General features: G+C 66.5%; 28 protein-coding genes and 1 tRNA gene. 2 read left to right on the forward strand and 27 right to left on the reverse strand.

From position 1 onward, the window contains the following. Positions 1-6 precede the first annotated feature (6 nt). From rpsR to rnr, 7 genes are all read right to left on the reverse strand, one after another. Positions 7-231: a 30S ribosomal protein S18 gene (rpsR, locus tag F467_RS0111570; protein WP_018138099.1), complete on the reverse strand. Its 225-nt coding sequence runs from the start codon at positions 229-231 to the stop codon at positions 7-9. 42 nt (positions 232-273) lie between these two features. Beyond that, positions 274-678 carry a 30S ribosomal protein S6 gene (gene rpsF, locus F467_RS0111575; RefSeq protein ID WP_012983301.1) on the reverse strand — a complete coding sequence of 135 codons (405 nt, stop codon included), beginning with the start codon at positions 676-678 and terminating at the stop codon, positions 274-276. A 165-nt stretch (positions 679-843) separates the two neighbouring features. Beyond that, positions 844-1,299, reverse strand: coding sequence for a cytochrome c (locus tag F467_RS0111580; RefSeq protein WP_018138098.1), 456 nt, complete (start codon positions 1,297-1,299; stop codon positions 844-846). Beyond that, entirely contained in the window at positions 1,283-1,879 is a 597-nt protein-coding gene (locus tag F467_RS0111585; RefSeq protein WP_026182193.1) for a cytochrome c, read from the reverse strand. The genes F467_RS0111580 and F467_RS0111585 overlap by 17 nt, the downstream gene beginning before the upstream one ends. Positions 1,880-1,943: 64 nt before the next feature. Further along, positions 1,944-2,258 carry a hypothetical protein gene (locus tag F467_RS0111590; protein ID WP_018138097.1) on the reverse strand — a complete coding sequence of 105 codons (315 nt, stop codon included), beginning with the start codon at positions 2,256-2,258 and terminating at the stop codon, positions 1,944-1,946. A 27-nt stretch (positions 2,259-2,285) separates the two neighbouring features. Further along, positions 2,286-3,041, reverse strand: a complete 756-nt coding sequence (gene rlmB, locus F467_RS0111595; protein ID WP_018138096.1) for a 23S rRNA (guanosine(2251)-2'-O)-methyltransferase RlmB — start codon at positions 3,039-3,041, stop codon at positions 2,286-2,288. Between the two features lie 20 nt (positions 3,042-3,061). Next, positions 3,062-5,542 carry a ribonuclease R gene (gene rnr / locus F467_RS0111600; protein WP_018138095.1) on the reverse strand — a complete coding sequence of 827 codons (2,481 nt, stop codon included), beginning with the start codon at positions 5,540-5,542 and terminating at the stop codon, positions 3,062-3,064. A 238-nt stretch (positions 5,543-5,780) separates the two neighbouring features. On the opposite strand from rnr, the gene F467_RS0111605 reads away from it, so the two are divergent. Then, a tRNA-Leu gene (locus tag F467_RS0111605) sits at positions 5,781-5,867 on the forward strand. Between the two features lie 149 nt (positions 5,868-6,016). On the opposite strand, the gene F467_RS0111610 is transcribed toward F467_RS0111605, so the two are convergent. The 18 genes from F467_RS0111610 to rpoE all read right to left on the reverse strand — a co-directional run bounded on the left by F467_RS0111610 (position 6,017) and on the right by rpoE (position 21,932). Continuing rightward, a complete protein-coding gene (locus F467_RS0111610) occupies positions 6,017-7,312 on the reverse strand; it encodes an adenylosuccinate synthase (RefSeq protein WP_018138094.1) in 1,296 nt (431 codons plus the stop codon). A gap of 4 nt (positions 7,313-7,316) precedes the next feature. After that, positions 7,317-8,501: an ATP phosphoribosyltransferase regulatory subunit gene (locus tag F467_RS0111615; RefSeq protein WP_018138093.1), complete on the reverse strand. Its 1,185-nt coding sequence runs from the start codon at positions 8,499-8,501 to the stop codon at positions 7,317-7,319. A gap of 216 nt (positions 8,502-8,717) precedes the next feature. Beyond that, positions 8,718-9,602, reverse strand: a complete 885-nt coding sequence (gene hflC, locus F467_RS0111620) for a protease modulator HflC (RefSeq protein WP_018138092.1) — start codon at positions 9,600-9,602, stop codon at positions 8,718-8,720. Then, on the reverse strand, positions 9,602-10,822 hold the full coding sequence (gene hflK, locus F467_RS0111625; RefSeq protein ID WP_038038384.1) for an FtsH protease activity modulator HflK: 1,221 nt from the start codon (positions 10,820-10,822) through the stop codon (positions 9,602-9,604). Before hflK ends, hflC begins: the two co-directional genes overlap by 1 nt. Positions 10,823-10,946: 124 nt before the next feature. Continuing rightward, positions 10,947-11,327 (reverse strand): holo-ACP synthase, encoded by a 381-nt coding sequence (gene acpS, locus F467_RS0111630; protein WP_026182192.1) that lies wholly within the window; start codon positions 11,325-11,327, stop codon positions 10,947-10,949. A 7-nt stretch (positions 11,328-11,334) separates the two neighbouring features. Continuing rightward, a complete protein-coding gene (locus F467_RS0111635) occupies positions 11,335-12,102 on the reverse strand; it encodes a pyridoxine 5'-phosphate synthase (RefSeq protein WP_018138089.1) in 768 nt (255 codons plus the stop codon). Positions 12,103-12,148: 46 nt separating this feature from the next. Then, positions 12,149-12,808: a DNA repair protein RecO gene (locus F467_RS0111640; protein WP_018138088.1), complete on the reverse strand. Its 660-nt coding sequence runs from the start codon at positions 12,806-12,808 to the stop codon at positions 12,149-12,151. Between the two features lie 16 nt (positions 12,809-12,824). Further along, positions 12,825-13,700: a GTPase Era gene (gene era, locus F467_RS0111645; RefSeq protein WP_018138087.1), complete on the reverse strand. Its 876-nt coding sequence runs from the start codon at positions 13,698-13,700 to the stop codon at positions 12,825-12,827. Between the two features lie 41 nt (positions 13,701-13,741). Further along, positions 13,742-14,452, reverse strand: coding sequence for a ribonuclease III (gene rnc, locus F467_RS0111650; protein ID WP_018138086.1), 711 nt, complete (start codon positions 14,450-14,452; stop codon positions 13,742-13,744). Positions 14,453-14,467: 15 nt separating this feature from the next. Then, positions 14,468-14,824 carry a DUF4845 domain-containing protein gene (locus F467_RS0111655; protein ID WP_017925696.1) on the reverse strand — a complete coding sequence of 119 codons (357 nt, stop codon included), beginning with the start codon at positions 14,822-14,824 and terminating at the stop codon, positions 14,468-14,470. Between the two features lie 59 nt (positions 14,825-14,883). Continuing rightward, positions 14,884-15,654 carry a signal peptidase I gene (gene lepB, locus F467_RS0111660; RefSeq protein WP_018138085.1) on the reverse strand — a complete coding sequence of 257 codons (771 nt, stop codon included), beginning with the start codon at positions 15,652-15,654 and terminating at the stop codon, positions 14,884-14,886. A 51-nt stretch (positions 15,655-15,705) separates the two neighbouring features. After that, a complete protein-coding gene (gene lepA, locus F467_RS0111665; protein WP_018138084.1) occupies positions 15,706-17,511 on the reverse strand; it encodes a translation elongation factor 4 in 1,806 nt (601 codons plus the stop codon). Further along, complete coding sequence (locus F467_RS0111670; protein WP_026182191.1) at positions 17,508-17,747, reverse strand: glutaredoxin family protein; 240 nt, start codon at positions 17,745-17,747, stop codon at positions 17,508-17,510. Before F467_RS0111670 ends, lepA begins: the two co-directional genes overlap by 4 nt. Before the next feature lie 52 nt (positions 17,748-17,799). Further along, positions 17,800-19,218 carry a DegQ family serine endoprotease gene (locus F467_RS0111675; RefSeq protein ID WP_018138082.1) on the reverse strand — a complete coding sequence of 473 codons (1,419 nt, stop codon included), beginning with the start codon at positions 19,216-19,218 and terminating at the stop codon, positions 17,800-17,802. Between the two features lie 88 nt (positions 19,219-19,306). Next, positions 19,307-19,792, reverse strand: coding sequence for a SoxR reducing system RseC family protein (locus F467_RS0111680; RefSeq protein WP_018138081.1), 486 nt, complete (start codon positions 19,790-19,792; stop codon positions 19,307-19,309). Between the two features lie 5 nt (positions 19,793-19,797). Beyond that, positions 19,798-20,781 (reverse strand): MucB/RseB C-terminal domain-containing protein, encoded by a 984-nt coding sequence (locus F467_RS0111685; RefSeq protein ID WP_018138080.1) that lies wholly within the window; start codon positions 20,779-20,781, stop codon positions 19,798-19,800. 6 nt (positions 20,782-20,787) lie between these two features. Then, on the reverse strand, positions 20,788-21,354 hold the full coding sequence (locus F467_RS0111690) for a sigma-E factor negative regulatory protein (RefSeq protein ID WP_018138079.1): 567 nt from the start codon (positions 21,352-21,354) through the stop codon (positions 20,788-20,790). Then, on the reverse strand, positions 21,351-21,932 hold the full coding sequence (gene rpoE / locus F467_RS0111695) for an RNA polymerase sigma factor RpoE (RefSeq protein WP_018138078.1): 582 nt from the start codon (positions 21,930-21,932) through the stop codon (positions 21,351-21,353). The genes F467_RS0111690 and rpoE overlap by 4 nt, the downstream gene beginning before the upstream one ends. Before the next feature lie 144 nt (positions 21,933-22,076). Here rpoE and nadB point away from each other — a divergent pair, with 144 nt between their 5' ends. Continuing rightward, positions 22,077-23,717 carry an L-aspartate oxidase gene (nadB, locus tag F467_RS0111700; protein ID WP_018138077.1) on the forward strand — a complete coding sequence of 547 codons (1,641 nt, stop codon included), beginning with the start codon at positions 22,077-22,079 and terminating at the stop codon, positions 23,715-23,717. A 143-nt stretch (positions 23,718-23,860) separates the two neighbouring features. Here the strand turns inward: nadB and F467_RS0111705 are convergent, their stop codons facing one another. After that, positions 23,861-24,589, reverse strand: a complete 729-nt coding sequence (locus tag F467_RS0111705; protein WP_018138076.1) for a ferredoxin--NADP reductase — start codon at positions 24,587-24,589, stop codon at positions 23,861-23,863. Beyond that, positions 24,586-25,413, reverse strand: coding sequence for a nucleoside triphosphate pyrophosphohydrolase (gene mazG, locus F467_RS0111710; protein ID WP_018138075.1), 828 nt, complete (start codon positions 25,411-25,413; stop codon positions 24,586-24,588). Before mazG ends, F467_RS0111705 begins: the two co-directional genes overlap by 4 nt. Between the last annotated feature and the right edge of the window lie 24 nt (positions 25,414-25,437).

The following is a 25,437-nucleotide window of genomic DNA, read 5'->3' on the forward strand; positions in this document are numbered from 1 at the left end:
CGCGGATCAGTGGTTGTCGCTGTACGGCAGCAGCGCGAGGTAGCGCGCGCGCTTCACGGCCGTGGCCAGCTGGCGCTGATACTTCGCGCTGGTGCCGGTCACGCGGCTGGGCACAATCTTGCCGGTCTCGGTTACAAAACCTTTCAGCAGGTTCAGGTCCTTGTAATCGATGTACTCGATGCCTTCGGCGGTGAACTTGCAGTACTTGCGACGACGCGGAAAACGGGCCATGTCAGATCTCCTTCAAAAATTCGGTCAACGGACGGGCGGGACTTACTCGGCGGAGGCCGAGTCGTCAGAGGCGGCCTGGCCACCTTCGTCGTCACGCTCGCGGCGACGGCCCTTGGCACCTTCCTCTTCCTGGCCCTTGGCCAGCGGGGAGGTTTCGGTGACGGCCTCTTCCATGCGCATGGCCAGGTGGCGCAGCACGGCATCGTTGAACCGGAAGGCACTGACCAGTTCTTCCAGCGCCTCTTCCGAGGCCTCGATGTTCATCAGCACGTAGTGGGCCTTGACCAGCTTCTGGATCGGGTAGGCCAGCTGACGACGGCCCCAGTCTTCCAGACGGTGGATCTTGCCCTCGTGACCTTCGACCAGGCCCTTGTAGCGCTCGATCATCGCCGGGACCTGCTCGCTCTGGTCCGGGTGGACCAGGAACACAACTTCGTAATGACGCATTTTCGACTCCTTGCGGGTATCAGCCTCCCGACGCAGCGGTGAGGCAAGGATTCCGACCGCCGGATAACCGGCAGACGGAAAGGCGCGATACCTTAAACGAACTGGGCCCCGGCAACAAGCCCGAGGGCCCTCGGCAGCGCCGTCGCGCCGGGCCGGGTGACGATGTCAGTCCTCGTCCACCGGCCACTCGTCTTCCGGAATAATCCCGTCGTCACGCTGCTCGTGCCGCACCCAGGCGACGATATCCGCCACATCCTGATGATCCAGCCCCGGGACCGGCGGCATGTCGCCGTATTCCCAATGATGCGCGACCACCCCGCGCTCGACCGCGATGAAGAAGGTGATGTCGGCGTGATGGGACGGCTCGTAGATCCGGTGAACTAGTGCCGGCCCCTGCCCGGTACCGCGGGCATCGGCGCCATGACACTCCGCGCAGCTCTGCGCGAAGCGCTCCCGACCCACCTGCGGATCGCCGTACAGCTCGATGTTGGCAAGCCCCTGGATGGGATACGGTGCTCGCTCCTGCGCCGCCTCCGGGGTCTCCTCGCCGCACCCGGCGAGGAGACCGGCGAGGGCCAGCGCGACCACCGACGCCCCAACAGACTTAATGCGCATGCCCATTATGGCCCCCATTGTGGTGATCGTGGTCGTCGTGCCGGTCAGGCGCGTGATGACCATCGTGGTCATCCGAGGGGTCGTCGCCAGCATCGGCCAGTTCGTAGCGGATGTAATTGACCACGTGCCAGATCTCGTCGTCGTCCAGCACACCGGCAAAGGCGGGCATCTCGCCCGAGCCCTCGCGAATCACCCAGTGGTATTCGCCTGCGGTGTGTCCCCCGGCGTGTTCCCGTAAATCGGCTGGACGCGACTCCAGCGCACGCGCCTGCGCGCCGTCACCGGCGCCGGTCTCCCCGTGGCAGGCCAGGCACTGGGCCTTGTAGGCGTCCCGCCCCATGCGGATGGATGCCTCGTCTGCCGCGTGGGGGTTATCCCGCTCGGCCGCATCGGAAGGTGCCTCCCAGCGATGCTCGTGCGTGTGGTGGTCATGGCCGGGGTGGTCACCCTGGCCGGAATGGTCATGGTGATCATGCGTCGGCTCCCCGTGGTGGTGGTCGTGGCCCTCGCTCGCCGCGAGCGGCGTCGCCAGGATCAGGCTCATGGCCAGCAGGGTGCTGACCGGAAAAACGGTTGCAATGGACATCTGGATTCCTCGCTGTCGCAATCATTGAAACGGACGCGGCCAGGCCGCATCCAAGACAGGGGAATCAGGATCTCGGTGGAGGGCTCGGGGGCTCGATGGACAACCGGTTCGGCTGGACCAGGGGCTCGGCGGGCACCCGGGTCAGCGTCGTCGTAAGCGAGACAGCTGTCGCCAGCGGGGCCACGCAACAGCCCCCGTGGCTGGAGCACTCCTGCTCGGCGTGATGATCGCAGTGCGCACCATCGCAGTGCATGGAGACGTCCATCTCCGCGGGCTCGCTGGGCATGGTCGCCATGTCGGCCGCATGCACGGTTTGCGCCATCACCAGCAGGGGCAACAGCAACAACAGCCAGAGGACCGGTCGAGGATGCACGCGCATATACCGAGTGTATCAGGCCCGCCGGCGTCAGGATTGGCGCTGGCGGCGGACCTCGAACAGCGAGACCCCGGTCGCCACCGAGACGTTCAGGCTCTCCACCGTGCCGCCCATCGGGATCCTGGCGAGATGATCGCAGGCCTCGCGGGTCAGGCGCCGCATGCCCTCGCCCTCGGCCCCCATCACGATCGCGGTCGGCGGCCGCAGATCCACCGTATAGAGGTCCTCGTGCGCGGCACCGTCCAGACCCACGGTCCACATGCCGGCATCCTTCAATGCCGCCAGGGTCCGCGCGAGGTTGCCGACCGCGACCACCGGCACGGTTTCCGCCGCGCCCGAGGCGACCTTGATCGCCGCCGGCGTGAGCGCCGCGCTGTGGTGTCGGGGCGTGACGATGGCACCGGCGCCGGCCGCGTCCGCGGTGCGCAGGCAGGCGCCCAGGTTATGCGGATCGGTGACCCCGTCCAGCACCAGCACGAGGTCCAGCCCATCCTGTACCCGCTGGACCAGGGTCTTTTCGTCCACTACCGGGCGCGGGGCGCAATGCACGATCACGCCCTGATGCTGGAACCCGGGGTGGTGCTGGTCGAGCTTGTCACGCCCCGCCCGCTCGATCGAGATCCCGCGTGCCTGGGCCTGCTCCAGCAAATGCGCCAGCGCCGGCTCCAGGGTGCCGCTCGCCAGCTGCAGCAGACGCACGCGCTCCGGGGCATGCTGCAGCACGGCGGCTACCGCGTGGATCCCGCCGAAGGACTCGCCGCGAGGCCCCTTGCCGCCCTTGCCCATCGCCCCTATCCCTCCTAGGACTAGGAGGCGCTGGACGAGCGGCGGCGCCGACCACGACGACGCCGACCGGACTTGCCACCGGGCTCGCCATCGGTGCCCGACGGCGTCTCTGAAGCGTCGGCAGCCGGGGCCTCGGACGGGGCCTCAGCGGCGGACTCTGACGACTTGCCACGACCGCGCCCACCGCGGCGGCGGCGCTTCTTCTTCGGCGGGCCGTCGTCCTGGGCCTGCTCGGGCGCGGCCTCCGGTGCCGGCTGCACGGCCTCGGCGTCCTTGCGCTTGCGACCACGGCCGCCCTTCTTCTTTGGCGCGGCCTCGACTTGGGACTCTTCGGCCAGAGCCAGATCGATCTTGCGATCGTCCAGGCTGACGCGCACGACCTGCACGCGCAACTCATCGCCAATACGGAATACGCGACCGCCGCGTTCGCCGGTCAACGTGTGGCGCGACGGCTCGAAGTGATAGAAGTCGTTATCGAGGGCGGTCACGTGCACCAGGCCCTCGATGTAGACGTCCTTGATCTCGACGAACAGGCCGAACCCGGTCACCCCGGAGACGACGCCGTCAAAGGTGTCGCCGACCTTGTCCTGCATGTATTCGGCCTTGAGCCAGGCGACCGCGTCGCGCGTGGCATCATCCGCACGGCGTTCAGCCATGGAGCAGTGCTCGCCGAGCGATTCCATGTCGTTGTGCGAATACGGGAAGGCCTTGTTGCTGCCCTTGCGCAGCACATGGCGAATCCCGCGATGCACCAGCAGATCCGGGTAGCGCCGGATCGGCGAGGTGAAGTGGGCGTAGTCATCCAGCGCCAGCCCGAAGTGGCCGTCCAGTTCGGGCGCGTACACCGCCTGGCTCAGCGAGCGCAGCAGCACGGTCTGGATCAGCTGCTGGTCGGGACGCTTCTTCGCCGCCTTCAGGACCTCGGTGTAGTCGCGGGGGCTCGGCTCGCTGCCCCCGCCGAGCGCCAGACCCACCCCATTGAGGAAGTCACGCAGGTCGTCGACCTTGTCCGTCGGCGGCTGGTCATGGATACGGTAGAGCGCCGGCACCTTGTGCTTCTTGAGAAAGCGCGCGGCCGCCACGTTGGCCATGATCATGCATTCCTCGACCATGCGATGCGCGTCGTTGCGCTCGGTCGGCACGATCTGCTCGATCTTGCGATCCTCGCCGAACAGGATCTTGGTCTCGGTGGTATCGAAGTCGATCGCCCCGCGGCGGTTGCGCGCGGCGTGCAGCGCCTTGAAGACCTCGTGCAGGACCTCCAGGTGGGGCATCACATGCCCATTCTGCTCGCGCAGCTGCTCGTCGCCATCGAGCATCGCGGCGACGTCCTCGTAGATCAGGCGCGCATGCGAGCGGATCAGCCCCTCGTGGAAGCGATAGTTCTTCAGGGCACCGCGAGCACCGATCTCCATCTCGCAGACCATGCTCAAGCGATCGACCTTCGGGTTCAGCGAGCAGAGCCCGTTGGACAGGACCTCCGGCAGCATCGGGATCACGTTGTTCGGGAAATACACCGAGGTCCCGCGCGTACGTGCCTCGCGGTCCAGCGCCGCATCCCGCTCGACGTAGTGCGACACGTCCGCGATGGCCACCCACAGGCGCCAGCCCTTGCCGTCGCGCTCGCAGTACAGCGCGTCATCAAAGTCCCGCGCGTCGTCGCCATCGATAGTCACAAATGGCTGCTCGCGCAGGTCCAGGCGGCCCTTCTTGGCCTTCTCGTTGACCTCGGCCCCCAGCTCATCGGCTGCGGCAGCGACCTCCTCTGGCCACTCGTGCGGCAGACTGTGCGCACGGATCGCGATATCGATCTCCATGCCGGGCGCCATGTGTTCGCCCAGCACCTCGATGACGTCCCCGCGCAGGCGTGCCGTGCGCGACGCGGACTCGCGGATACGCACGACCACGATCTGGTCGTCTTCGGCCTCGCCCAGACCATCGGGCGGCACCAGGATGTCGTGCGTGATGCGCTTGTTGTCCGGGGTCAGGATGCCCACCCCGTCCTCGATGCGCAGGCGCCCGACCACCTGGGTCGTGTTGTGTTCGAGGACCTCGACGATGCCGCCCTCGCGGCGACCGCGACGATCCACGCCCATGACCCGCGCCAGCACGCGGTCACCATGGAACACACCGCGCATCTGGCGCGGCGAGAGAAACAGATCGTCGTCCTGTTCATCCGGCACCAGAAAACCGAAGCCGTCCGGGTGGCCGATCACGCGACCGCGAATCAGGTCTTCCTGGTTGACCGGGAGATAGGCGCCGCGCCGGTTGCAAAGGGCCTGCCCGTCGCGCTCCATCGCCTTCAGGCGACGGCGCAGGGCCTCGAGACGGTCGTCGTCGACGATCTCCAGCCGCTCGGCGATCTCGTCGTAGGACAGGGGGTTGTCGGCTTCCTGCAGGAGCCCGAGGATGAACTCGCGGCTGGGGATGGGATTGTCGTACTTCTGCGCCTCGCGCTCGAAATTGGGATCGGCCGGCGCCTTGCTTCTTTTTCTTGGCATTCAAACAACTCGTTGGATGATTCGGTGGCCGCCAGCGGAAGGCTGGCAACGCAAGCGCCCTATTATGCGGCAAGTAAAGATTTGCTGCCGGAAGCGCCGAGGGACGCGCGAACCCAGCCTCACGTCCGCGCCCATGGCACAGGACATTCTTGCGGGCGTTGACAGGCTTTTGGCCGCGCACTATATTGCGCGCTCCTGAAGCGCAGGACCCGGTCTCGAACCGGCGATCCGACCTCGTGCCGAGGTGGCGGAATTGGTAGACGCGCTAGCTTCAGGTGCTAGTGAGCGAAAGCTCGTGGAGGTTCAAGTCCTCTCCTCGGCACCATTTCTCTGCTTCCCGATCCCCCGAGACGAAAATACCCGCCCCGTTCTCCGCACGGATCTCCGTGTAGCGGTGGAACTATGTCTGTCCGCGCGTACGGCACGGGCCTGGCCCGCACCGCACGTCCAAGCGATATCCCAAACGCGCCTGGATCAGCAATCGAACGGGTCGCGCAGCACAAGCGTCTCGTCGCGATCCGGCCCGGTGGAGATCATGTCGATCGGGACACCCACCACCTCGGACAGGCGCTCCAGATAGGCTCGCGCCGCGGCCGGCAGCTTTTCGTATTCGCGAATCCCCACGGTGGATTCCTGCCACCCCGGCATCTCCTCGTAGATCGGCTTGCAGGCCGCATAGGCCTCGGCTCCGGACGGCGGTACCTCGTGGCGTTTGCCGCCACAGTCATAGCCGACACAGATCTGCACGCTCTCCAGCCCGTCCAGCACATCCAGCTTGGTCATGCACAGGCCGCTGATGCTGTTAATCGCGACCGCGCGCTTGAGCGCGACCGCATCGAACCAGCCACAGCGCCGTGCGCGCCCAGTGGTGGAACCGAATTCGTTGCCGCGGGTGGCCAGGTGCTCGCCCATGTTATCGAACAGCTCGGTCGGAAACGGGCCGGCCCCGACACGGGTGGTGTAGGCCTTGGTGATCCCCAGCACGTAGTCGATATCGCGCGGACCGACACCGGAGCCCGTCGAGGCGCCCCCGGCGGTGGTATTGGACGAGGTGACGAACGGGTAGGTCCCGTGGTCGATGTCCAGCAGGGTGCCCTGTGCCCCCTCGAACATCACGTCCCGGCCCTGGGCCCGCAACTCGTGCAGTCGCCCGGCGACATCCGCGACCATCGGCTGCAGGCGCTCGGCGTGCGCCAGGCACTGTTCCAGCACCTCCTGCTGGTCGATCGTGGGGGCCTTGAAATAATGCTTCAATGCGAAGTTGTGGTAGTCCATCACCTCGCCCAGCTTGGCGGCCAGACGCTCGCGGTGGAACAGGTCGTCCAGGCGCAGGCCACGACGCGCGACCTTGTCCTCGTAGGCGGGGCCGATCCCGCGCCCGGTGGTCCCGATCGCAGCCTTGCCGCGCGCCTTCTCGCGCGCATGGTCCAGCGCCACGTGGTAGGGCAGGATCAACTGGCAGGCGTCCGACAGCCGCAGGCGGTCGGCAACCGGCACGCCCTTGGCCTCGAGCTCTTCCATCTCGGTAATCAGCGCCTCGGGCGAAAGCACCACCCCGTTGCCGATCATGCATTCCACGCCTTCGCGCAGGATCCCCGACGGGATCAGGTGCAGCACGGTCTTCTCGCCATCAATCACCAGGGTATGCCCGGCATTGTGCCCACCCTGAAAACGGACAACAGCGGCTGCGTCCTCGGTCAGGCGGTCGACGATCTTGCCCTTGCCCTCGTCACCCCACTGACTGCCCAGTACGACTACGAAACGTCCCATCGGCTCAGTACTCCACTACCGTCCAGGCCCCGTCGCGCAGCTCCAGGCGCGCATCGGCGGGGGGTTCATTGGTTTGCCCTTCCAGATCGCGCACCACGCGATTACCGCGCGCACGCAGGTCGGCGATTGCGGCCTCCATGGCCACGTCACCCGAGGCCGGCGCGCGCACCGTACGACGCGGCACCGGCGGCGCCACCTCGGCACGGCGCAGCAACTCGCGCAGATCGGTACTGAAGCCGGTCGCGGCGCGCGCCCGGCCAAAGACGCGACCAATATCGTTGTAGCGCCCGCCGCGTGCAATTGCCTGCCCGGAGCCTGGCACGAACACCGCGAACACCAGGCCCGTGTGATAGGCATAGCCGCGTAACTCGCCGAGATCAACGTGGAGGTCCACGTTCGGCTGTGTCGCCTCCAGACGTTCCGCCACCGCCTGCAGGTGATCCAGGGCCGCCTCGACCTCGGCCGGCGCACCGGCCAGGGCCTCACGCGCCGCGGCAATGACACCGGCGTCACCATTGAGATCCACCAGAGCGCGCAACCGCCGGCAGACAGCCGCATCCATGCCTTCCGTCTCCCACGCCTCGAGGGTCCCCTCGATCTCGGGGACGCTTTTGCGCTGCAACTGGTCGAAGAAGGCCTCTTCGCGCGCGTTGTCCAGACCGGCCTCGCGCGCCAGCGCGCGATAGATACCGACATGACCCAGATCCATGCTGGGCTGATAGACCCCGCAAACCTCCAGTGTGGCGAGCATCAGGCGGATGATCTCAAGGTCGGAATCCAGACCATCATGGCCGAACAACTCGGCCCCGGCCTGCAGGGGACTGCGCGATCCGGACCACTCGTCCGCACGCGTACGCAGCGTACTGCCGACATAACAGAGGCGGTTGGGGCCTTCGACCTTCAGGCGATGGGCGTCGATGCGTGCCACCTGTGGGGTCAGGTCCGCGCGCACCCCCATCAGCCGACCGTTCATCTGGTCGGTCAGCTTGAAGGTCTGCAAATCCAGCGCATGGCCCGCGCCCACCAGCAAGGACTCCAGGTATTCCGCCAGCGGCGGCATTACCAGGTCATAGCCCCAGGTATCAAACTGGTCCAGCACCCGACGGCGCAGTCCTTCCAGGCGCCGCGCGGCGTCGGGCAGCGCCTCGTCGAGGCCATCCGGCAGTAGCCAGCGGTTGATCTCGGTCATCTCGTCCCTGCCCTTGTCCTAGGGAAACACTGATCAATGTCCACGCTCGCACTCAAGGCGCTTTTGCGTCCGGCGAGTGTGTACATTGATCAGTGTTTCCCTTGTGTCACCCAATGCGCGCCGGCCGGCTCCCGGCATGACTCGGGCCCGGAAGACCGGGCCCGAGTCAAACGGTCACCGCGCACCGGACACCTGCGATGGCGCCCGGCCCCGGTGTTACTGGGTCGGCAGCGGCGCCGGCCGCTCCCCGCCCGGCGCGTTGAAGAACTGGAAGAACTCGGAGTTCGGCTCCAGGATAAAGGTGCTCTTCTCGCCGCTCATGCTGTTGCGGTAGGCGATCAGGCTTCGATAGAAGCGGAAGAACTCCTCGTCCTCGCCGAACGAGCGGCCCAGCGTCTCGGTGGCACGCGCATCACCGGCACCCCGGATCTCCTCGGAGTCGCGATAGGCGTTGGCGAGGATGACCGTGCGGTCACGGTCGGCGCGCGAGCGGATGCGCTCGGCCTCCTCCTGGCCACGGGCACGGAAGTCCTGCGCCACGCGCTCACGCTCGGCACGCATACGTTCGTACACCGACTCGGAGACCTCGTCGGGCAGATCCATCCGGCGTACGCGCACGTCGACCAGGTCAATCCCCAGCTCCAGCGCCGTCTCCAGCGCGGTCTGCCGTACCGCCCCCATGATCGCCAGGCGCTCGCCGGCGACGACTTCCTGCAACTCGAAGCGTGCGAACTCGTTACGCATGCCGTCGCGCAGGATCTGGGCCAGACGCTCCTCGGCCAGCCGCTCGTCACCGCGGGTAGCGCGGTAGAACTGACCAATATCATCGATACGCCACTTGGCGTAGAAGTCGACGATGATGTTCTTCGCCTCGGAGGTCAGGAACCGATCCGGCGGGATGTTCAGCGTCATGATCCGGGCATCGAACTTCTCGACGTTCTGGATCAGCGGAAACTTGAAATGCAGACCAGGCTCGGGATCGACCTGACGGATCTCCCCCAGGGCAAACTTGATCACGCGCTCGCGCTCATCGACGGTGTAGGTCGACAGCGCCACCACGATCCCGATGACAACAACGGCGATACCGGCTATGCGTAGCATTAGCGCACCTCCCGCGAGCGCTGGGCCGCCGGATCACGGCTACCCAGTCGATTGACACCTGACCCAGGAGTGGCACCGAGGCCACCGCGGCTGGTATCGATGGGTTGCGGGGTCGGCGTATCACCCGAGTTGGATCGGGTACCGGTACCACGGAACAGCTGATCCAGCGGCAGCATCATCAGGTTGTTGCTGCTGCCCACGTCGAGCATGACCTTGCGCGAATCCTCGAGCACGGCCTCGACGGCCTCCAGATACAGACGGTCGCGGGTCACTTCCGGGTACTGCTGGTATTCCACCAGCAACTGATCGAAGCGCGCAGCATCACCGTCGGCCTGCGCAATGACCTGATCACGATAGGCCTCGGCCTCCTCGATGATACGCGCCGCCTGACCACGGGCCCGCGGGATCACGCCGTTGGCGTAGGCCTCGGCCTCGTTGCGGAAGCGAACCTCGTCCTCGCGGGCGCGGATCGCGTCGGCAAAGGCCTCCTGGACCGGCTCGGGCGGCTGGGCCTGCTGCATGGACACGGCGGTAACCGTAACCCCGGCCCCGTAGGAATCCAGATTCTCCTGCATCACCACACGCGCCGACGAGGCAATCTCCCCACGCCCTTCGCCGAGGATGAAGTCCAGGTTGGAACGCCCGACACGTTCGCGGATCGCGGATTCCATTACGTGATTCACAGTGGAGTCCGGGTTGCGCACGTTGAAGAGGAAATCGACCAGATCGAGGATGCGGTACTGCACCGCGATATCGATATCGATGATGTTCTCGTCTCCGGTCAGCATCAACGCGCGGTGCTCGATGGTTCGCACGTTATCGACGTTGACGATCTCGACCCGCTCGATCGGATAGGGCAAATGCCAGCCGGGACCCGGGTTCTTCACTTCCTGGAAGGCGCCAAAGCGCAGCACAACACCGCGCTCGCCCTCGGAGATGATATGGAAGCCGGAGGCCAGCCAGACGACCAGAGCGATGATCAGCCCGAGACTGACCAGGGCCTGGGTACCACGGCCCATGCCACCACCGGAGGAACCCCCGGAGCCACTGTCGCCACCACCGCCGAAGATTCCATTCAGCTGGCGCGACAGCTTGCGCATCATTTCTTCCAGATCGGGAGGCTGGTTGCCCCCGCCGCCACCGCTACCACCACCGCGCTGGCCACCGCCGCCCCCACTCCAGGGGTCGCGGTTACTATTTCCCGGTTCGTTCCAGGGCATGGACTGGACTCCGTCACTCGCTCAGGGCTGGCACCATCCGTTCACCCGACACGGATGGGCATAAGGGGCCATATTCTAGGGAGCCGGTCCCACCCGGGCAACCACGACCGGAGGGAAAAGCGGGTTACTCACCACCCTCGAGGACCACAAAGGCCTGGGCATACTCGCGCTCGTCGCTAATACTGAGGTGAATGGCGCTCACCCCAAGGCGTTCGGCGGTCGCCCGTGCGCGGCCTTCCAGCACGAATTCGGGGCGCCCGCGGGCATCATGGGTCACCCCGGCTTCGGCCAGCCCCATGTCGGCCCCGACCCCACATCCCAGCGCCTTGGCGAGGGCCTCCTTGGCCGCAAAGCGCCGGGCGAGAAATCCCGCCGGATGCTCCGACGGCAGGTCGGCGTGCTCGACCGGATGCAGGATACGCTCGGCCAGCCGCCGGCCATGGCGCTCCCACATGCCCTGCATGCGCGCCACCTGGACGAGGTCGGTGCCGATCCCGAGGATCATGCGGCGATCACACCGGGTACTGGCCGACTGGCAGGCCAGCGCGGGCGGCATCCATCAAACCGCGCATGTGGCTGACTGCCTCCGGCAACCCCGTAAACAACGCCCGGGCCACGATGGAGTGGCCGATATTCAGCTCGTGAAAGACCGGATTCGCGGCAATCGGACGTACATTGTCGTAGTCGAGCCCATGACCGGCGTTGATCACCAGCCCCATGGCCTGACCGGCAGTGGCGGCCTGGTTGATCCCGGCCAGCAAACGTTCGCGCTCGGCTGCATCACGGGCATTGGCATAGGCGCCCGTATGCAGCTCCACCACCGGAGCACCAATCTTGACCGCCGCCTCCATCTGGCGAACATCCGGCTCCACGAACAGCGAGACCTCGATCCCGGCCGCGGTCAGCGGGGCCACGAAATCACGCAGCCGCTCCAGCTGCCCGGCCGCATCCAGCCCGCCCTCGGTGGTCAGTTCCTCGCGCTTTTCCGGCACGATGCAGCAAGCCTCGGGGAGCAGCTTCAAGGCGATCGCCTGCATGCCCTCGGTGGCGGCCATCTCGAGGTTCATCGGCACCGTAAGCCGCGGCTTGATCCCGAAGACATCGTCATCCTGGATATGGCGGCGATCCTCGCGCAGGTGCAGGGTGATCGAATCCGCGCCGCTGGCCTCGGCCAGGCGTACCGCCTGCATCAGGTCAGGATACGGCGTGTGGCGGGCCTGGCGAATCGTGGCGATGTGGTCGAGGTTGACCCCCAGCTTGAGCGGTGCGGGATGCGACATGGTACGTGTGGCCTTGTATGGGCTTGAATGCGTGTCAGGGCCGGGGCTACAGCAGCGCTCGCGTGCGCAGCACGCGGCCGGCCAGGTGATGGTCAATCAGGGCGCGCATGAAGTCACGCGCCGGACGGGCATGATTATCGGGGACCGGCTGCCCCGAAGCGAGCGCCCACAGGGCCTCCCCGGCGATGGCACCCGCGCGCCCCGGTGCCGTGGGCTCCAGGCCCATCTCGGGCTCGTACCGATACCAGGCCGCCGGATCAAGCTCGGCGGCATCGACATGCTCGAGCCCGGAATCGATCGGCAGCAGCAGCGCCCACTCGGCGCGGCGCAACACCACGTCCGCGCGCTCCCGGGCCGCCAGCCGCGCGTAGGCCGTCAGCAGGGCCGGCAACGCCTCGGGGATCGGCGCGTCACGCGGATAGAGGCGCAACACCAGCTCATTCAGATACAAACCGCAGACCAACGCCCGCCCGGTCAACGGAAAGACCCGCTGCTGCTCCGCCACCTGCAGCGTGGGAAGCTCGCCACGGCCGCGCCAGGCCAGATCCAGTAGCACAAAGGGCTGTACCGACCCCGCCTTGCCACGCACCACCGCCGCCACACGCCCGGCCTCGCCCGTCAGCAGTTCCAGCACGCGGCTGTTCTCGCGCAGTGCCCGCGCATGCAGCACTACACCCTGGGTGACGGCCGTCGCCGCGCCACTCATGCGCGCCGCGGCGCCTTCACCGGGGTTCTTCGATGCCCAGCTCGCGCAGGGCGCGGGGATTCCGGGTCCAGTCCGCCTCGACACGTACCGTCAGGCGCAGCATGACCTTCCGCCCCAGCAGCTCTTCCAGCTGCAGACGCGCCGCCTGCCCGATCCGCTTCAGGCGCTGTCCACCCTTGCCGATCACGATCCCCTTCTGGCTGTCGCGCTCGACCATGATGACGGCATCGATATGCGTCGTCCGCGGCTCGTCGGACCACTGCTCCACGCGCACCGCCACCGAGTACGGGACCTCCTGCCCCAGGCTCTCCAGCAGGGACTCGCGGATCATCTCCTCGGCGCGGAAGCGCTCCGGGCGATCGGACAGCTGCTCGGGGTCGTAGAGGAAGGGCCCCGCGGGCAGGTGGCCGCGGATCTCGTCGATCAGGCCCGCGACGTTGGAGCCCGTCTTCGCCGACAGCGGGACAACACCTGCATACGGCATCGCCTCCATGCGCGCCGCGATAAACGGCAGCAGTTCTTCTTTTTCCCGCGCCCGATCGACCTTGTTGATCACCAGCAGCGCCGGCCGCTCGGACTGGCGAATCAGCTGCTCGATGCGCTCGTCGCCCTCGCCAAAGCGTCCCGCCTCGACCAGGAAACACACCAGGTCCGCGTCGGCCAGGGCCTGACTGGCCGTGCGGTTCAGCACACGGTTCACCAGACGCGTGCGTTCAGTATCGATCCCCGGGGTGTCCATCAGCACGATCTGGTCGTTCCCCTCGGTCACGATGCCGAGGATGCGATTGCGCGTGGTGTGGGGACGCCGCGTCGTGGCTGCGAGCTTCTCGCCCACCAGGCGGTTCATCAGCGTAGTCTTGCCAACATTCGGGCGGCCGACCAGCGCGACCATACCGCACCGCGTTCCGGACTCGGAAGTGCTATCCATGCCGTTCACTGCTCCTGTGCCTGCTGCTGCAACCGCTGCAGCGCGGCCTCGGCCGCGGCCTGCTCCGCGCGGCGCCGAGAGGAGCCCTCGCCCTGCTGCCCCCAGCCCTGAGTAGGCAGGTGTACGGAGACGGTGAAGCGGCGCTGGTGATCGGGGCCAACCACCTCCAGCACTTCGTAAACGGGCAGTTCCGCATTGCGGCCCTGCAATTGTTCCTGCAAACGGGTCTTCGGGTCCTTCAGGGATTCGGCGGAGGGGAGATTCCCCAGGCGCTCGGCATAAAGTGCCAGGGTGAAGTCGCGCGCAGCCTGCATGCCGGCCTCGCGGTAGGTCACGCCAATCAGGGCCTCGACCGCGTCGGCGAGGATGGAATCGCGCCGCTGACCGCCGCTCTTGCGTTCGCCCTGGCCGAGATTGAGCGTGCCTTCCAGTCCCGACTCTCGCGCCAGGGCCGCCAGCGATTCGCGGTTGACCAGCGCCGCGCGCAGGCGCGTGAGATCCCCTTCTGGCGCGTCCGGCAGCTGCTCGTACAGGGCATCGGCGATGACCAGACCCAGGACCGCATCGCCCAGAAACTCCAGGCGCTCGTTGTTGCGCCCGCCGGCACTGCGATGGGTCAGGGCCTGGCGGACGCCATCGCCCTCGCGCACCGCCTCCGGCAGCAGATCGCGAAAATCGCGACTCGCACTCGATCGTTGAAGGTTACGGTCCGACAATCCCACAGCGTTTCCCTAGGGCGCCAGGGTTTCGCTACGCGAGAAACGCGCGACCACGTCGACGTTCCCCAGGAACTCGCGGCGGACTTCGTATTCCAGATGCATCTGCCGGCGATCGCCCTCCTCGGTCACCGAGAAGTCGTCCTCCTCGATCCCGTCGTACACCGAGTTGATCTGGAAGCGGCGGTTCATCTCGCGCCACAGCTCGCGCTCGCTTTTCTCGGCCGCACCGGGCTGGGTCGCCACGTCCTGCATGATCGAGCGCACCGTCAGGTACTGGGTGTACTGCGTACCCATCTTGATCACGAAGGTCCCGACCAGCAGCGCCAGCAGGATCAATGCCATCACCGTCAGGGCACCCGCCCCGCGCATGGAATGTCTGGAATGCCGCATCGCCCTACCCCCTGGTTGCCTGCGCCCGCGAAACAGGCCTAGCGAATCGCCTGGCCAATCCGGGAAAAGTCCCTGTGCCCTTCATTGTAATCCCAATGCAGCCAGATAAAGAGGGCACGCCCCACCAGCAGATCCTCGGAGACGAACCCCCAGGTCCGGCTGTCGTTCGAGTTGTCGCGATTGTCGCCGACCATGAAATAGTGGCCGTCGGGGACCGTCACCGAGCCATCCAGGCTCGGGCGTTCCTCGCGCATCAGCGTCGTGTAGGTGCGCCCGTCGAGGGTCTCCTCGTACAGTGAGGCACCGGACATCATCTCCCCGGACCCCTCGCCCTCGAAGGTACCCACGCGCTCGGCCGACTGTGCCTCGCCGTTGACGTACAGCACGCGATCGCGGAACTCGATGGTATCCCCCGGCAGCCCAATCACTCGCTTGATGTAGTCCTCTTGCGGGTTGCGCGGATACTTGAACACCACGACCTCGCCACGCTCGGGCTCGCCCATATCGAAGACCTTGGTACGCGTAACCGGCAGGCGAATCCCGTAGGAAAACTTGTTCACCATGATGAAGTCGCCCACCAGCAGGGTCGGCATCATGGAGCCCGACGGGATGCGGAACGGCTCGGCCACGAACGAGCGCAGCACCAGCACAATCAGCAGCACCGGGAAGAACGAACGCGAATAGTCCACGAACCACGGCATGCGCGCCTGACGCTCGGGGCTCAGCCGCCGCCGCAGGAGCACCCAGCCCAGCCAGATCAGGCCCGTTGCGGCCGTGGCCAGTACCAGGATCAGTTCCAGATTCGCCATGTATTGTCCTCGATCACCGCCTTGCGGCGTGCCCGCTCCGACCCGGGCGCGTTATTTGTCGTCGCCGACCGACAGCACCGCCAGGAAGGCCTCCTGCGGCACATCTACCTTGCCAATCGACTTCATGCGTTTCTTGCCGGCCTTCTGCTTCTCCAGCAGCTTGCGCTTGCGCGAGACGTCGCCGCCGTAGCACTTGGCCAGCACATTCTTGCGCATCGCCTTGACCGTGGATCGCGCGATAATCTTCGAGCCGATCGCCGCCTGGATCGCCACCTCGTACATCTGCCGCGGGATGATCTTGGCCATGCGCTCGGTCAGCTCGCGACCGCGCGACTCCGCATGGTCACGATGCACGATCCCGGACAAGGCATCCACCCGCTCGCCGTTGATCAGGATATCCACGCGCACCAGCGGCGCCGCCTGGAAGCGCCGCGGCTGGTAGTCGAACGAGGCGTAGCCACGGGTTGCGGACTTCAGCCGGTCGAAGAAGTCCAGCATCACCTCGGACATCGGCAGCTCGTAGGACAACTGCACCTGACGCCCCAGGTATTGCATCTTGGTCTGCACCCCGCGCTTCTCGATGCACAGGGTGATCACCGCGCCGACGTAGTCCTGCGGCACGAGGATGTTCGCCTCGATAATCGGCTCGCGGATCTCGGCAATCTCGTTGCTCGGCGGCAGCCCGGATGGGTTGTGCACCATCACCACCTCGCCGTCGCTCTTTTCCACCTCGTAGACCACCGTGGGCGCGGTGGTAATCAGGTCAAGGTCGTACTCGCGCTCCAGGCGCTCCTGCACGATTTCCATGTGCAGCATGCCGAGGAAGCCGCAGCGAAAACCAAACCCCAGCGCCTGCGAGGTCTCCGGCTCGAAGGACAATGCGGCATCGTTCAGGCGCAGCTTGTCCAGCGCCTCGCGCAGGTCGTTGAAGTCATCCGCGCTGACCGGGAACAGGCCGGCGAACACCCGCGGCTGGACCTCCTGGAAGCCCGGCACCGGCTCGGAGGCCGGGTTGTTGAAGTCGGTGAAGGTGTCGCCCACCTTGGCCCCGGAGATGTCCTTGATGGTCGCGATCAGGTAGCCAACCTCGCCGACCTCAAGGGTCTCGCGGTCCACCGGCTTCGGCGTGAACACCCCGACCCGGCTGACCTCGTGGGCGCGCCCGACCGACATCGCCTTGATCTTCTGCCCCGCGTAGAAGCGCCCGGCCTTCACCCGCACCAGCGCGACCACGCCCAGGTAGTTGTCGTACCAGGAGTCGATCACCAGCGCCTTGGGCGAGGCCTCGGCGTCCCCCTCCGGCGGCGGGATGCGGCGCACGATCTCCTCCAGCAGCTCGGCAATCCCCTCGCCGGTCTTCGCGGAGACCCGCACGGCGTCGGTGGCCTCGATGCCGATCACATCCTCGATCTCGGCCGCCACCCGATCCGGCTCGGCCGCCGGCAGGTCGATCTTGTTAAGCACCGGGACGACCTCGAGCCCCTGATCGATCGCGGTGTAGCAGTTGGCCACACTCTGCGCCTCCACACCCTGGGAGGCATCGACCACCAGCAGTGCGCCCTCGCAGGCATACAGCGAACGCGAGACCTCATAGGAGAAGTCCACATGCCCCGGGGTATCGATGAAATTCAGCTGGTAACGCTGTCCGTCCTGGGCGTCGTAGAACAGTGAGACGCTCTGCGCCTTGATGGTGATCCCGCGCTCGCGCTCCAGGTCCATCGAGTCCAGCACCTGCTCGGACATCTCGCGCTCGGTCAGGCCATGGCAGCCCTGGATCAGGCGGTCGGCCAGCGTGGACTTGCCGTGGTCGATATGCGCGATGATGGAAAAATTGCGGGTCAGGCGAGTTTCGGTCATGCAGGGGCCAGTAGGTCCAGCAGTGCCTTTCGGTCGAGGAAATGGCAGCAAAGAATGTCGCCGTCGACCGCAAGCACCGGGACCTTCGCGTTGAAACGCACGCGCAGGTCCCGGTCCTCGTCGATGTCGACGATCTCGAGGGCGAAAGTATAACGACTTTTGAGGGCCGAAAGCTCCGCGAGCATCTGCTCGCAAAGCCCGCAGCCTTCGCGGTGATACAGCGTCAAAGTACGCATCATGATCGCTGCCGCCGCCCGGGCGCACAACGCCCGGGCCAGGGCACGACCATCATTCGGACGGGATGCGCAGGGCGATAAAGGTCGGGTTGCCGTCGCGCTGGATCAGGACCGGCACCGTACGCCCGGTGCCGGCCGCCTCGATCTGCTCTTCCAGCTCTTCCAGCGAATCCACCGAGTGGCGACCGAACTGCACAATCACGTCGCCTGGCCGAATGCCGGAGGAACGGGCCGGATTACCCGTCACCTCCGTAACCACCAGCCCGCCGTCCAGCCCGAGCTCGTCGGCCTCGGCGGCATCCAGCGGCTCCAGGTGCATCCCGAGCAGGCTTTGCGGCTCGGCACGCTCCTCCTGCTCCGGCTGGCGACCGCCGCGTTCCGCCGCCACATCGTCCGGCAGGCGTTCGATCTCGACCGTCAGGGTCCTGGTCTCCTCGCCGCGACGAATCTCCACCTCGGCCTCGGTACCGACCGGTGTACGTCCCACGATCGGCGGCAGCGCGGAGGAGTTCGGGACCTCGATCCCATTGAACTTGAGGATCACATCTCCCGTCTCGAAGCCGGCCTTCTCCGCCGGGCTGTCCGACTGCACACGGGCGACCAGGGCGCCGCTGGGCTTGTCCATGCCAAACGACTCGGCCAGATCGCGCGTAACCTCTTGGATCAGCACGCCCAGCCAGCCCCGCGTGACCTCGCCGTGCTCGCGCAGCTGCTTGACCACGTCCTCGACCATCTCGATCGGGACTGCGAATGACAGCCCCATGAAGCCACCGGTACGGCTGTAGATCTGGGCATTAATCCCCACGACCTTGCCGTCCAGGTTCAGCAGCGGGCCACCCGAGTTCCCGGGGTTGATCGCGACATCGGTCTGGATGAACGGGACGTAATTCTCGGTCGGGAGGTTGCGCCCCTTGGCGCTGACGATCCCGGCCGTCACGGAGTGATCGAAGCCGAACGGCGAGCCGATCGCCAGCACCCACTCGCCGACCTTGAGGTCGTCCGAGGAACCCAGCTCCAGCGTCGGCAGGTCATCGGCATCGATCTTCAGCAGGGCCACGTCGCTTTGCGGGTCCTTGCCGACCACCTCGGCGTCGAACACGCGCCGGTCGGAGAGATGCACGACGACCTCGGAGGCCCCCTCCACAACGTGATTCGCCGTGATGATGTAGCCATCCTCGGTGTAGATGAAGCCGGACCCCAGCGAGCTGCGCTCCGGCATCCGGCCTTCGCCGCCCTCGCCTCGTCCGCCACCTGGGGGGGCGCCGAAGAAGCGTTCGAACAGGTCCTCGAACGGGGAGCCCTCGAAATCGGGGTGTCCGCCCGTCTGGCCACCCTCACGCTCACGCGTGGTGGAGATATTGACCACCGCGGGGCTGTGCTCCTCCGCCAGCGGGACAAAATCCGGCAGCATGCGCGCCGAAGCCGGCAGGGAGAAGGCAAACAGGATCAGCCCCAGCAGGGCCCATTGCATCGGTCGCGTCATGATTGAACCCGCTCTTGCTCGTGCGTTCATGCTCTAGAAAATTCGTACCGGGACAAGTTCCCGGCGATTGCCTGCATTATTCGATCGGACGCGGACGGCCCTGCGCCCGGACCACACCGGCGTCGGGCTCGCGGCGCAGGAATACCGGCGCCAGATCCGGTGCGCGGTGGCGCATCCAGTACCGAACCCCGCCGAGCCCCAGCACGAAACCCGCCGCACCGGCCAGCATCAGCCAGCCCTCGCCCAGCAGCGGCCAGGCCAGCATCAGCAGCCCCGGCACGGCGACCAGGCCCAGCAGTGGCAGCAGATACATCGCCAGGGCCCCCGAGACCAGGGCCTGGTCGCGAATCCCGATGATCACGCGATCGCCGGCGCGGAGCTGACCCGGGTGGCCGATGGTCACCTCCACGGCCTTTCGCCCCAGCACCTCGGACAGCACACCGCTACCGCAGCCGGTGCGGGCCGAACAGCTTCCGCAGGTGGACTGGCGCTCGATGCGCACGCGCGCGCTGTGCGCCTCGGCCGCGAGCACGACACCTTGTTCCTCGATCCAGTGCCCCACCGGCCTTACTCGCCCGCGGCGCCTTGGTAATAGACCGCGTCCAGCACCTGCTGGACCGTAATATGGGGGACATCGCCGACCGCCGTGACCTGATGTCCGGCCATCACCCGTGCAGCGGCATGCGTGGCGCCGGCACGGGTTGCACCCTCGAAACTCTTCTCGCCATCCGCCGGCTCTACATAGACCGACACCGAGGCCAGACCATCACTCAGCACGAAGTGGCGCGAGACCTCGTCCCCGTTACCCAGCGAGCGCTCCGTGGCGGCGACTGCCTGAAAGCCAGGGGGGAGTTCACCAAACTTCCAGCCACCCAGGCCATTGTCGTCGTCCCATTGGGGCTTCTTGTGGCCGCGATCGGCGCGCACCTCGATGTGCTCGGCCTGATCGGTCGTCGGCTCGAGTTCGCTCTCGGCGATCTCGTCACTCAACTCCAGATCGGTGAAGGCAAGCCGTTCCAGCAGCTTGCCCTTGGGATCGTACAGCTCGCTCAGGAGCGGCAGGGCGCTGTCCATATGGAGACAGTAGCGATGGCTGTAGCGCAGGGCATCCCGCGCGCGCGCCATAATCAGGGTGCAGGGATAACCGGCCACGCGGTCCAGGCCCTGGATCTTCAGCGCATAGAGGTCATGTGTTTCCAACAGGGAGACCGGCGCGCCGGCAGGGCCCAACGGTGACTGCGCCCCGTCTCCCGAGGCACCGCGCGCGCCCTTGATTGCACTCAGGCGATCCACCGAGCGCAGGATCTCGCGTTCGGCGCCAGTCAGGGTCTCGAGGCGTTCTCGGTAACCGCCATCATCGGCGACATGTACCACACGGATGGTATCGATGCGGTCATCGCGCTGCAGCACGAAGGTGCCTTGATAGCTCTCCGCATGCAGGCTTGTCGTCATGCGCTCAAGCCATTCCGACGGCGAGACCTCGTCCGCCAGGACCTGCGCCGGAAGGCAGAGCGCGGTTGCGGCCAGAACGAGCGGCAGCCCACGCCACATGACGTATTACTCGTCGCTGACCGAGTAGCGTACGCGTCCCAGGGCCGAAGAGCCCGGGCCGGTCAGTTCGGCATGATTTTCGAGGTAGCGGGCAAACCGCGGATCCAGGGACTCGCCAAGTTCCGCCTGTGCGGGATCTTCGGCACCGGCGCGGGAGCTGGCCGTCTGCACGTCGCCCGTAGCCGCCGGGGTACCGCTTTCCACGGCCACCGGGGTCGCATCCTGACCGGGTTGATCCCCCAGCATCTGCATACCCACCAGCGTGACCATCGCCACGGCCGCGGCCACTCCGGTGCCGGCGACGGGCTTCAGCCAGCGCGGCGATTCGCGCCGGGGCACACCCTGCAGGGCGGGTTCGTCCGCCAGGGCCGTGCGGATGTCATCCATGAAATGTGCGGGGGCCGTGTTGCGCAGGCCGCCGCGGAGACTGTCACCGATCAGGTGATAGCGTTCCCACTGATTGCGATCCTCTTCGGACTTGACCAGCTCGTCGATCAGGCGCCGCGTCTCGAAGTCATCCGTTTCTCCGTCTACGAGGGCGGATAGACGTTCATTCTTGGTGCTTCTCGTCATTCTTCGTCTAACAAAGGACGCAAGGTCCGGTCGATGGCCTCGCGGGCCCTGAAGATGCGCGACCGTACGGTACCGATCGGACATCCCATCGTCTGCGCGATTTCTTCGTAACTCAGTCCCTCGATTTCGCGCAGCGTAATCGCCATGCGAAGGTCGTCGGGCAGTTTCTCGATGGTGCGCTGCACCGCGCCTTCTATCTCCTCGGACAAGAGCTCCCCCTCCGGGGTTGCATTGTCCTTGAGAGCGGAGTCACCGCTCATCTGTTCCGCGTCCTGTGCGTCGACTTCGGCCTCCGGCCGCCGCCGTCCCTGGGAAACCAGGTAGTTCTTGGCCGTATTGATCGCGATGCGGTAGAGCCAGGTGTAGAACGCACTCTCGCCGCGAAAGTTCGCCAGTCCCCGGTACGCCTTGATAAAGGCCTCCTGGGACACATCCTGGGCGGCAGCCTGATCATGCACGTAGCGCCCGACCAGGTTGATAATCTTGTGCTGATACTTCAGCACCAGGATGTCGAAAGCCGCCTTGTCGCCGGTTTGTACGCGTTTGACCAGAGCCTCATCGGAAGCCTTCTCGCTCATGCGGGGGCTCCCGCCAGGGCACCGGTCTCCGGTAATCTATGAAGCATGGACCGCCTGACTCGCATTAAGTTCGCTTTCCGCACAACACTGTTGCGAAAGGGCCACGATTTGCTCGGGCAACAAGCGCAGCACGTTACCTGAGCCATGGGAACAGTACAACAACCTCGCCTGGCCGACGTACTGGTCATCGGGAGCGGCGCAGCGGGGCTCTCCGCTGCCCTGCATCTGGCCCCGCATCGCCGCGTCACCGTAATCAGCAAGGGTCCAGTGGACGAGGGCTCGACCCGCTATGCGCAGGGCGGGATCTCCGCCGTTCTCGACCGCGCCGACTCGTTCGATGCCCATATCGCCGACACCCTGGATGCGGGGGCCGACCTGTGCGATCCGGACGCGGTCCGGCGCACCGTGGCCGCCGGCCCCGAGGCAATCCAGTGGCTGCTGAACCTCGGCGTGCCGTTCACCCGCGAGGCCCTGGAGGGGCGCAGCCGCCTGCACCTGACCCGCGAGGGGGGGCACAGCGCCCGGCGCGTCGCCCATGCCGCCGATGCGACCGGCCGCGCAATCGAGGATGCCCTCGTGAAGAGCGCCTCCGGGCAGGCCAGCATCGAGGTCTTCGAGCGCCACGTGGCGGTGGATCTGATCACCCAGCCCGTGGACGGAACCCGGCGCGTGGTCGGCGCCTACGTGCAGGACGCCAAGACCCGCGAGGTGGAAACCATCCTCGCCCCGACCGTGATCCTGGCGACCGGCGGCGCGAGCAAGGTCTACCTCTACAGCTCCAACCCCGACGGCGCCACCGGCGACGGGATCGCGATAGCGTGGCGTGCCGGCTGTCGCATCGCGAACATGGAGTTCATGCAGTTCCACCCGACCTGCCTGTTCCATCCGCGCGCCAAGTCGTTCCTGATCTCCGAGGCGGTGCGTGGCGAGGGCGGTCTGCTGCTGCTCCCCAACGGCGAGCGCTTCATGCCGCGCTTCGACAAGCGTGCGGAACTGGCCCCGCGTGACATCGTCGCCCGCGCGGTCGACCACGAGATGAAGCGTCTCGGCCTGGATCACGTGAACCTGGACATCAGCCACAAGCCGGCAGAGTTCATCCGCGAGCACTTCCCCACGATCTATGAGCGCTGCCTGGAGTTCGGCTTCGACATGACCCGCGAGCCGCTGCCGGTGGTGCCGGCCGCGCACTACACCTGTGGCGGGGTGATGGTGAACCACTTTGGCCAGACCGATCTGCCCGGCCTGTACGCGGCCGGCGAGGTCTCCTATACCGGCCTGCACGGGGCCAACCGCATGGCCAGCAATTCCTTGCTGGAGTGCCTGGTCTATGCCCGCGCGGCCGCCGAGCACATCCTCTCGCAGACCGACCTGCCCGCGCCGGAGCAGCTCGCGGCACCGCCCGCCTGGGACGAGTCACGGGTCACGGAATCCGAGGAGGAGGTCGTGGTCGCCCACGACTGGGATGAACTGCGCCGCCTGATGTGGGACTACGTCGGCATTGTGCGAACCCGCGAGCGCCTGCACCGCGCCGAGCGCCGCATCCGCATCCTGCAGGAAGAGATCCACGAGTATTACAGCCATTTCCGCATCTCGCCGGACCTGCTCGAGCTGCGCAACCTGGCCATGGTCGCGGAGATCATCGTGACCAGCGCCCTGTCCCGCAAGGAAAGCCGCGGGCTGCACTTTATTCGCGACTACCCCGAGACCGACCCGGCCCTGGACGGCCAGCCGACGATCCTGGCACCGGACAACGCCCTGCGCCCCGGCGACCGCCGCCGGCCGTAACCTGCCTCCCCGTCATTGCGAGGAACCTCGCGACGAAGCAAGCGGTATCCGCTAGCCAGCAAACCCCAAAGCGACGTCCAGCTCCGGGCGGTTGCCGCGTCGCCTGCGGCTCCTCGCAATAACGGGGGGCAAGCGCGGCGGCGCTACCACCACTTCTCGTACTTGAGCTGCGCCTCGGGGATTCCCCACTCGGCCAGAAGCGTGGCCATATCCTCGATGAACTCGCGCGAACCGCAGAAGTAGAACAGGGCGTCGCGCGGCAGGTTCAGGGACTCCAGCAGCTCGTGACTGATGCGCCCGGTGTGGCCCAGCCAGTCCTCGGCCTCGCGCGTCACTGTCAGCGTTACGTCGATGTTCTCGGCCTTGGCCAGGTGCGCCAGCTCGTCGGGGAACAGCATCTCGTCCTGGTGAGCGACGCTGTAGACGAGATGGGCGTAGACGTCCGGCATGCCGTCATTGACCGCACGCAGGATGCTGAACAGCGGCGTGACCCCGATCCCCGCGCCCAGCAGCACGACGTTCCGCGCCATGCCCGGCTCGAAGAAGAAGCTGCCCTGGCCGGGGGTGATGTAGACCGTATCTCCCTCGCGTGCGGTGGAGTGCAGGTAGTGCGTGGCGTGATGGTGATCGGCGTACTTGATTGCGAGCTGCAGCCGCCCGTCATCGCGCGGCGCGGAGACCACCGAATACCCCCCGACAAATGGCTTGCCGGCGGCCTGCGGGATCACCAGATCCAGCCACTGCCCGGCCTTGCTGGCAAAGCGCGCCGGGTCGGCCGACAGAGTAAAGACCTTGATCAGCGGCGTAACCTGTTCGATCGCCTCGATCCGGGCCGGCATGAAGTGTTCGGGCAGTTCAACGGCGTGTGTCATTTGGGGTCCGTGTTGGTGTCGCGTTCACGCCGCCGGGCCTCCTGGTAGAGAGCCTCCTGGGCGTCGAAATCCAGTTGTTCCAAGGCCTGCCCCTGCGCGCGGGCCAGGGCCTCCATGGTACGAAAGCGCGCCTCGAACTTGCGCGTGGCGCCACGCAGCGCACCCTCCGGTTCCACTCCCAGATGACGCGCCCAGTTGGTCACGGCAAACAGCAGGTCGCCGATCTCCTCGGCCACGCGCTCGGGATCGGCGTCGCTGGCCAGCTCCTCGCGGACCTCGTCCAGTTCCTCGTGGATCTTCTCCAGCACCGGGGCCGGGTCGCCCCAGTCGAAGCCCAGCCGGGCCGCGCGGCGCTGGGTCTTGGCGGCACGGGCCAGGGCCGGCATCGCCAGCGGGATGTCGTCCATCGCGCTGTGGTGGTCGCGCGCGGCGCGCTCCTCGGCCTTGGCCGATTCCCAGGCGGCCTCGCGGGCGGCATCATCCGAGTATTCGGCATCGGCGAATACATGCGGGTGGCGCCGCACCAGCTTGTCGCCGATCGCACGGGCGATGTCATCGAGGTCGAAACGCCCCGCCTCCTCCGCGATCCGCGCCTGGAAGACCACCTGAAACAGGAGATCGCCCAGTTCGTCGCGCAGCTCGCGACTGGCCGCCTCGCGGCCATCGTCGCGAGCGATCGCATCGGCCAGCTCGAAGGCCTCCTCCAGTGTGTGGGGCACGATAGTTTGAGCGGTCTGCGCCCGGTCCCAGGCACAACCCTGCTCGGGATCACGCAGGCGCGCCATGATCGCGCGCAGGCGATCCACGGGATTGGTGTCCGTCATGGAGGTGCAGTGTAAGGGGTCCCG

The sequence above is a fragment of the Thioalkalivibrio sp. ALJ12 genome (genome assembly GCF_000378305.1).
Taxonomy (GTDB): domain Bacteria; phylum Pseudomonadota; class Gammaproteobacteria; order Ectothiorhodospirales; family Ectothiorhodospiraceae; genus Thioalkalivibrio.

Bases quoted from the DNA above. Each gene is read 5' to 3' on its own strand.
- rpsR (WP_018138099.1), bottom strand. From the start codon at position 231: ATGGCCCGTTTTCCGCGTCGTCGCAAGTACTGCAAGTTCACCGCCGAA.
- rpsF (WP_012983301.1), bottom strand. From the start codon at position 678: ATGCGTCATTACGAAGTTGTGTTCCTGGTCCACCCGGACCAGAGCGAG.
- F467_RS0111580 (WP_018138098.1), bottom strand. From the start codon at position 1,299: ATGGGCATGCGCATTAAGTCTGTTGGGGCGTCGGTGGTCGCGCTGGCC.
- F467_RS0111585 (WP_026182193.1), bottom strand. From the start codon at position 1,879: ATGTCCATTGCAACCGTTTTTCCGGTCAGCACCCTGCTGGCCATGAGC.
- F467_RS0111590 (WP_018138097.1), bottom strand. From the start codon at position 2,258: ATGCGCGTGCATCCTCGACCGGTCCTCTGGCTGTTGTTGCTGTTGCCC.
- rlmB (WP_018138096.1), bottom strand. From the start codon at position 3,041: ATGGGCAAGGGCGGCAAGGGGCCTCGCGGCGAGTCCTTCGGCGGGATC.
- rnr (WP_018138095.1), bottom strand. From the start codon at position 5,542: ATGCCAAGAAAAAGAAGCAAGGCGCCGGCCGATCCCAATTTCGAGCGC.
- F467_RS0111610 (WP_018138094.1), bottom strand. From the start codon at position 7,312: ATGGGACGTTTCGTAGTCGTACTGGGCAGTCAGTGGGGTGACGAGGGC.
- F467_RS0111615 (WP_018138093.1), bottom strand. From the start codon at position 8,501: ATGACCGAGATCAACCGCTGGCTACTGCCGGATGGCCTCGACGAGGCG.
- hflC (WP_018138092.1), bottom strand. From the start codon at position 9,602: ATGCTACGCATAGCCGGTATCGCCGTTGTTGTCATCGGGATCGTGGTG.
- hflK (WP_038038384.1), bottom strand. From the start codon at position 10,822: ATGCCCTGGAACGAACCGGGAAATAGTAACCGCGACCCCTGGAGTGGG.
- acpS (WP_026182192.1), bottom strand. From the start codon at position 11,327: ATGATCCTCGGGATCGGCACCGACCTCGTCCAGGTGGCGCGCATGCAG.
- F467_RS0111635 (WP_018138089.1), bottom strand. From the start codon at position 12,102: ATGTCGCATCCCGCACCGCTCAAGCTGGGGGTCAACCTCGACCACATC.
- F467_RS0111640 (WP_018138088.1), bottom strand. From the start codon at position 12,808: ATGAGTGGCGCGGCGACGGCCGTCACCCAGGGTGTAGTGCTGCATGCG.
- era (WP_018138087.1), bottom strand. From the start codon at position 13,700: ATGGTCGCGCTGGTCGGCCGCCCGAATGTTGGCAAGACTACGCTGATG.
- F467_RS0111655 (WP_017925696.1), bottom strand. From the start codon at position 14,824: ATGCGCGGGGCGGGTGCCCTGACGGTGATGGCATTGATCCTGCTGGCG.
- lepB (WP_018138085.1), bottom strand. From the start codon at position 15,654: ATGGCGAATCTGGAACTGATCCTGGTACTGGCCACGGCCGCAACGGGC.
- lepA (WP_018138084.1), bottom strand. From the start codon at position 17,511: ATGACCGAAACTCGCCTGACCCGCAATTTTTCCATCATCGCGCATATC.
- F467_RS0111670 (WP_026182191.1), bottom strand. From the start codon at position 17,747: ATGCGTACTTTGACGCTGTATCACCGCGAAGGCTGCGGGCTTTGCGAG.
- F467_RS0111675 (WP_018138082.1), bottom strand. From the start codon at position 19,218: ATGCAATGGGCCCTGCTGGGGCTGATCCTGTTTGCCTTCTCCCTGCCG.
- F467_RS0111685 (WP_018138080.1), bottom strand. From the start codon at position 20,781: ATGTGGCGTGGGCTGCCGCTCGTTCTGGCCGCAACCGCGCTCTGCCTT.
- F467_RS0111690 (WP_018138079.1), bottom strand. From the start codon at position 21,354: ATGACGAGAAGCACCAAGAATGAACGTCTATCCGCCCTCGTAGACGGA.
- rpoE (WP_018138078.1), bottom strand. From the start codon at position 21,932: ATGAGCGAGAAGGCTTCCGATGAGGCTCTGGTCAAACGCGTACAAACC.
- nadB (WP_018138077.1), top strand. From the start codon at position 22,077: ATGGGAACAGTACAACAACCTCGCCTGGCCGACGTACTGGTCATCGGG.
- F467_RS0111705 (WP_018138076.1), bottom strand. From the start codon at position 24,589: ATGACACACGCCGTTGAACTGCCCGAACACTTCATGCCGGCCCGGATC.
- mazG (WP_018138075.1), bottom strand. From the start codon at position 25,413: ATGACGGACACCAATCCCGTGGATCGCCTGCGCGCGATCATGGCGCGC.